A 6,239-nucleotide genomic window follows, 5' to 3' on the forward strand; every position below is an offset into this window, starting at 1 on the left:
AACAGCGGTGTCGATGCAAGATCGACTTTCGCCGGAATCGGTATTCACGAAGACTGCTCCTGGGATGGATAACGGGCAGAATTTTACGCGGGTTTCCACTGATGGACAACACTTTGGTCGCGTAAAGGGCACAAAAAAGTGGAATCCGCGCGCATTCCACCGCCGCGCGCCCCGGCCTCGATCACGGGCATGGCTGCCGCGCCATGATGGCGCGGCAGCCACCGTCCTCCGACAGAAGCGCGCGGCGCCGTCCTCAGGCGTAGAAGTGCCAACCCAGGTAGATGGCGAACAAGGCGTAGAACCCGCCCGCAGCCGACAGCACCGGCACGGTGATGCCGGAAGACCGGAAGCGCAGCCAGAGCAGGCCGATGGACAGCATGGTGAACAGGCCGGCGGCGAGCAAGGGGGCGTCCAGCAGCCAAGGCGTCATGAAGATGCCCAGCGCGCTGGGAATGGTGGCCTGGATCATCATGGCGCCCGAGATGTTGGCCAAGGCCAGCCGCTCCTTGCCCTGGCGCACCCAGATCAGCGCATTCATGATTTCCGGCAGTTCGGTGGCGACCGGCGCCAGCAGCAGCGCCGCCAGGTGCGGCGAGGCACCCATGGCCACGCCCAGCGTTTCGATCTGGTTGACGAACACATGCGACGCGCCGGCGATCACCACCAGCGCCAGCGCCGTCTGCGTGATGGCCCAGGACAGCGCGGGATCCGTATCGCGGGGGCGCAGCTTGAGCGGCTCCAGGTCTTCGCTGGCCAGGCTCTCCTCGTCATTGCTCAGCTCGCGCTTCACATAGAGGCCGTAGGTGACCAGGAACAGGATGCCCAGCCAAGGCTTCCAGGCGAAGGCCAGCAGCCCCAGCCCGACCTTGAAGACGAAGATGCCCATGAACCAGGCCTGGTCGCGGGCCAGCCTGCGCTGGTCCGCGTTGATACAGTCCAATTGCGTCGCGCGGCCGCGGTGGGCGCGCCACAGGGCCAGGCCGACGACCGCGTAGGCCAGCGTCGCCAGCACCAGCGGACCGCCCATCGCGGCGCCCACGCCGATGTCCTTCTGCTCGGGGGTGTCGCCGAACACGACGGCCATGAAGGTCACGGCGCTTTCCGGCAGCGCGGTGCCGAAGGCGGCGAGCACGGTGCCCGTCGCGGTGGCGCCCAGTTCGAACCGGTGGCCGACCCACTCGACGCCATTGACGAAGTACTCGCAGGCGAAATAGATGACCGCCGCGGACAGGAAAAACAGGAAGAGAGTGAGCAACATGGGAGCGAATGCGGCCGGACGAGCGGATACCAATGGCACGACGCTGCCGCTCGCCCGGCCAAGGGTGAACGCAACGCGGCCAAAGGTCTCGCCTGGCAGTTCCATGTGGCGGGCGTGCCGCAAGCATGGAAACCGTCAGCGCCATGGAGTTCTAGCGGTTGCTCCGCAACCCTGAACCACCAAGTTTGTTGACGCTGACTCCTTTGGGGAACAAAGGATGGCTACTCCCCAATGACTGAGCCGCGATTGTAGCAGCCTGCCGGCCGCGTTGGCGGGAATTTCCGCGTCGGCGGCGCGGACTGTCCGCGCGGCCGCGCGAGGGCCGCCGAGCCGCGTTAAAGTGGAAGCCAACGCAGCCTGCGTCCAGGCATCCGAGCCGCCTGCCGCCGCATGCCGCTCCCGACAACGCCACCCGCGGGGCCGCGCGCCCCGGCCGCCCATGAGCCTGCCGCCCGACGATATCGCCCCCTATGCCGCCCGCCGCCACCGCCTGATGGAACGCATGCGCGCGGCCGGCGGCGGCATCGCCGTGCTTGCCACCGCGCCCGAGGCCATCCGCAACCGCGACGCCGAATATCCCTACCGGCACGACAGCGACTTCTTCTACTTGAGCGGCTTCACCGAACCGGAGGCCTGGCTGGTGCTGATCGCCGGCGCCACCGACCGCGCGCTGCTGTTCTGCCGTCCACGCCATGTCGAGCATGAGATCTGGGAAGGCAAGCGCTTCGGCCCGGAAGCCGCCGCCGAATACTTCGGCTTCGACGACGCGCATCCGATCGACGCGCTCGACGAACTGATGCCCACGCTGCTGATGGACCAGCCCACGCTATACGCGCCGCTGGCGGGCGACCGACGCGCCGACGGCCGCCTGCGGCGCTGGCTGACCGCCGCCCGCGAATCCGGCCGCGGCGGGCACCAGCCGCCCGAGCGGCAACAGGACCTGCGCCCCATCCTGGCGGACATGCGGCTGATCAAGGACGCCACGGAGATCGCCGCCATGCGCCGCGCCGCCAAGATCTCCGCCGGCGCCCATGCCCGCGCCATGCGGGCCGCCCGCGCCGGCATGCGCGAGTACGAGCTGGAAGCCGAGCTGCTGTATGAATTCCGGCGCCAGGGCGCGCAGTCGGTGGCCTACAACAGTATCGTGGCGGCCGGCGCCAACGCCTGCGTGCTGCACTACCCGGCGGGAGACGCCGTGCTGCGCGACGGCGACCTGGTGCTGATCGACGCCGGCTGCGAGGTCGACAGCTATGCCAGCGACATCACGCGCACCTTTCCCGTGAACGGCCGCTACAGCGGCCCGCAGCGGGCGCTGTACGACCTGACGGCCGCCGCGCAGGACGCGGCCGTGCAGGCCACGGCGCCGGGCCGCTCCTGCAACGATTCTCACGATGCCGCCGTCCGGGTCTTGGCCCAGGGCATGCTGGACCTGAAGCTGCTGAAGGGGTCGCTGGACGGCGTGATCGAATCCGGCGCCTACAGCCGCTACTACATGCACCGCACCGGCCATTGGCTGGGCCTGGACGTCCACGACGTGGGCGACTACCGCCAGCCCGGCCCCGCGCACGGCGGCGAGCGTCCCTGGCGCGCGCTGCAGGCCGGCATGATGCTGACCATCGAACCCGGCATCTACGTGCGCCCCGCCGACGACGTGCCCGAGGCCTACTGGAACATCGGCATCCGCATCGAGGACGATGCGCTGGTCACCGACGAGGGCTGCGAGCTGATCACCCGCGGCGTGCCGGTGCAGGCCGGCGAGATCGAGGCGCTGATGCGTGAATAGGGGCGGCGGCTACAGCACGTAGCCGTCCAGCCAGCCCATCGCGACCCAGATGTACACCACCACCATGGCGATGGCGAACATGGCCACGATCGAGCCGATCAGGCAGGCGCTCAGCGCCACCAGGACCGGCCCCCAGCCCGTCGCCGACGGTCGGCCCAGGCCGGGGTTGTAGCGCCGGTCGAATTTCTCGTCGGGCATGAGCGAGAAGACCACGCTCTCGACGAAGCCGTCGATCATTGGGATGAACAGCAGGAAGAAAGCCGGGTTGTCGTACCAGACCGGATAAAGGCTGAACGCGCCGGCCAGCGCCAGCGCGGCGTACAGGCTCACCGCCCAGGCGTGGCGGCGGCCCAGATACCACCAGTGCGCGCCGGCCCAGCCCAGGAAACACGCCAGCAGGCCAACGGCGACCTTGCCTCGCGGCCGGCGCGGCGTTGCGGCGGAAATCGAAGAAGTGGCCTGGGCCTGCGTCATGTCATTGCTCCTGTGGCGTGGGCGCGCCTGCCGCCTGCCGGCGATTGTAGTGGACGGTTAAACTTCCGCACATGACTGCTTCCGCCTTCGACATTGCGATTCTCGGCGCCGGCCCCGTCGGCCGCGTCCTGGCCCTGATGCTGGCGCGGGTGGCGCCGGATCCGGCCCGCATCGCGCTGCTGCAAGGCACGGCTCCCGCCGCCACGGCCGACGCCGCGCCCGCGACCGATCCGCGCGTGCTGGCCATGAACCACGGCAGCCGCGTGCTGCTCGAGTCGCTGGACGCCTGGCCGGAACGCTCGGCCGACATCCGCAGCATCCATGTCTCGCAGCGCGGCCGCCTGGGCCGCAGCCTGATCCGCCATACCGACTTCGACGTGCCGCAGCTGGGCAGCGTCGTCGGCTATTCGGGCCTGTACGCCCGGCTCGAAGCCCGCGTCGCCCAGTGCGGCGTGACCCTGCTGTCGGGACCGCCGGCCCGGATCCTGGAGCAGGACGCCGACGGCGTGCGCATCGCCCAGGGCGACACCGAATTGCGCTGCCGGGTGGCGGTGCAGTCCGACGGCGCGGGCGGCGAAGACCTGCGCCGCGACTATGGCCAGCATGCCGTGCTGACCACGGCGCACGCCACCTTGCCGCGCCCAGGCTGGGCCTGGGAGCGCTTCACGCCCGAAGGGCCGCTGGCCCTGCTGCCCCATCCGCACACGCCCGAAGCCCATTCCGTGGTCTGGTGCAGCACGCCGGAACGCGCCGCCGAACTGGCCGCGCTGGACAACGCGGCCTTCTCGCGCGCGCTGACCGCCGCCTTCGGCGACCGCCTCGGCCGCCTGTCCAGCCAGGCGCCGCGCCATGTCTTCCCGCTGGCGCTGAGCGCCCGCCGCGCCCAGGTGCAGGGGCGCGTGGCGGCCATCGGCAATGCGGCCCAGACCCTGCACCCGGTGGCGGGCCAGGGCCTGAACCTGGGCCTGCGCGACGCCGCCCGGCTGGCGCAGGCGCTGGGCGCCTGGCTGCCGGGCCCGGACGCCAGCCCGGCCCCGGCACTGGCCGAGTTCGCCGGCGCGCGCCAGTTCGACCGCCTGATCACCGCCGGCCTGACCGACCTGATGCCGCGCGTGTTCGCCACCGGCCTGGCGCCGGTGGAGCATGCCTGTGGCCTGGCGCTGCTGGGCCTGGATCTGGCGGCGCCGCTGCGCGCGCCGCTGGCCCGGCATCTGCTGCAGGGATTCCGGGCCTAGCCCGGCGCCGGCCGCCACGATCCGGCCCTGTAAAAAGGGCCACGCTCCGCTTCGTCCGCCCAGGCTTGTTACCAAGCCGTTGCCGGATGAAAAAGGGGGTTCGATCAGGCCGGTTAAAATGTGACCATGCGCATCGGTCCCTGGACTCTCCCCAACAATGTACTGGTCGCGCCCATGGCGGGCGTGACCGATCGGCCTTTCCGGCAGCTTTGCAAGAAGCTGGGGGCCGGCTATGCCGTGTCCGAAATGGCGGCCAGCAACCCCAAGCTGTGGGACAGCGTCAAGACCTCGCGCCGCCTGAACCACGACGGCGAGATCGCCCCCATTTCGGTCCAGATCGCCGGCGCCGACCCGGCCATGATGGCCGAGGCCGCGGCCTTCAACGCGGCCCGGGGCGCCAAGATCATCGACATCAACATGGGCTGCCCGGTCAAGAAGGTCTGCAACGTGGCCTCCGGCTCGGCGCTGCTGCGCCATGAAGACCTGATCGTCCGCATCCTGGACGCCGTGGTGGCGGCCTGCGCGCCGCTGGGCGTGCCGGTCACGCTCAAGACCCGCACCGGCTGGGACCGCGAGAGCCGCAACGCGCTGCGCGTGGCCCGGCTGGCCGAGAATGCCGGCATCGCCGCCCTGACGCTGCACGGCCGCACCCGCGCCGACCTGTACACCGGCCATGCCGAATACGACACCATCCGCGCGGTCCGCGCGGAGCTGAAGATCCCGCTCATCGCCAACGGCGACATCGACTCGCCCGAGAAAGCGAAACACGTCCTGGATTACACTGGCGCCGACGCGGTGATGATCGGACGGGCGGCCCAGGGCCGTCCCTGGATCTTCCGCGAAATCGACCACTACCTGCGCACGGGCGAAAAACTCGCCCCTCCCTCCCATGGGGAAATGCGCGAGCTGCTGCTCGAACACCTCGACGACCACTACCGCTTCTATGGCGAGCACACCGGCGTACGCACGGCGCGCAAGCATATCGGCTGGTATCTGGAAGGCCTGCCGGACGCGGACTCGTTCCGCGACCGCATGAACCTCATCGACAACACCCGCGACCAATGGCGGGCGGTGTCGGAATGGTTCCTCGCACTATCGAACGACGGCGACCACAATCCGGCGCCGGCCGTTCAAGCCCTGCTGGCGGCATGACCGCCTCAACACCAACATAAAAATATCTGTACTCCGATGAGCAAGAAAGATGTCCTGGAAGAATGCGTGCGCGCCAGCCTGGAGCGCTATTTCGAAGACCTGGGTGAATCCGAGCCTCACGACATGTGGGACATGGTGATGCGCTGCGTTGAGCGCCCGGTGCTTGAAGTGGCGCTGGAACGGTCCGGCGGCAACCAGTCGCGGGCATCCGAAATGCTGGGCATCACGCGCAACACGCTGCGCAAGAAGCTGCTCGCCCACAACATCCAGGTATAGATCCCCACGCCAGCGGACGGCCCGCCCGGCACGGGCCGCCCCCTTCCAGATTTCCCATCCA

At 69.4% G+C, this 6,239-nt stretch carries 6 protein-coding genes and 1 riboswitch; of the genes, 4 read left to right on the top strand and 2 right to left on the bottom strand.

Annotated features, from left to right (window positions below):
* Window positions 1-253 precede the first annotated feature (253 nt).
* Window positions 254-1,258, bottom strand: coding sequence for a sodium:calcium antiporter (locus KDH83_RS10365; protein WP_212315126.1), 1,005 nt, complete (start codon window positions 1,256-1,258; stop codon window positions 254-256).
* A 97-nt stretch (window positions 1,259-1,355) separates the two neighbouring features.
* Window positions 1,356-1,507, bottom strand: a riboswitch (yybP-ykoY riboswitch).
* Between the two features lie 190 nt (window positions 1,508-1,697).
* Between KDH83_RS10365 and KDH83_RS10370 the strand changes: the two genes are divergently transcribed.
* Window positions 1,698-3,041, top strand: coding sequence for an aminopeptidase P N-terminal domain-containing protein (locus KDH83_RS10370; RefSeq protein ID WP_212315128.1), 1,344 nt, complete (start codon window positions 1,698-1,700; stop codon window positions 3,039-3,041).
* Window positions 3,042-3,050: 9 nt separating this feature from the next.
* On the opposite strand, the gene KDH83_RS10375 is transcribed toward KDH83_RS10370, so the two are convergent.
* A complete protein-coding gene (locus KDH83_RS10375; protein WP_212315130.1) occupies window positions 3,051-3,515 on the bottom strand; it encodes a TM2 domain-containing protein in 465 nt (154 codons plus the stop codon).
* A gap of 71 nt (window positions 3,516-3,586) precedes the next feature.
* On the opposite strand from KDH83_RS10375, the gene KDH83_RS10380 reads away from it, so the two are divergent.
* From KDH83_RS10380 to KDH83_RS10390, 3 genes are all read left to right on the top strand, one after another.
* Complete coding sequence (locus KDH83_RS10380) at window positions 3,587-4,750, top strand: UbiH/UbiF/VisC/COQ6 family ubiquinone biosynthesis hydroxylase (protein ID WP_212315132.1); 1,164 nt, start codon at window positions 3,587-3,589, stop codon at window positions 4,748-4,750.
* 126 nt (window positions 4,751-4,876) lie between these two features.
* On the top strand, window positions 4,877-5,902 hold the full coding sequence (dusB, locus tag KDH83_RS10385) for a tRNA dihydrouridine synthase DusB (RefSeq protein WP_212315134.1): 1,026 nt from the start codon (window positions 4,877-4,879) through the stop codon (window positions 5,900-5,902).
* Window positions 5,903-5,938: 36 nt separating this feature from the next.
* Window positions 5,939-6,178 carry a helix-turn-helix domain-containing protein gene (locus KDH83_RS10390; RefSeq protein WP_006217670.1) on the top strand — a complete coding sequence of 80 codons (240 nt, stop codon included), beginning with the start codon at window positions 5,939-5,941 and terminating at the stop codon, window positions 6,176-6,178.
* Window positions 6,179-6,239: the final 61 nt, after the last annotated feature.

Origin of the sequence: Achromobacter sp. Marseille-Q0513 (genome assembly GCF_018195695.1) — a bacterium.
In the GTDB taxonomy this organism is placed as follows: Bacteria; Pseudomonadota; Gammaproteobacteria; order Burkholderiales; family Burkholderiaceae_B; genus Achromobacter.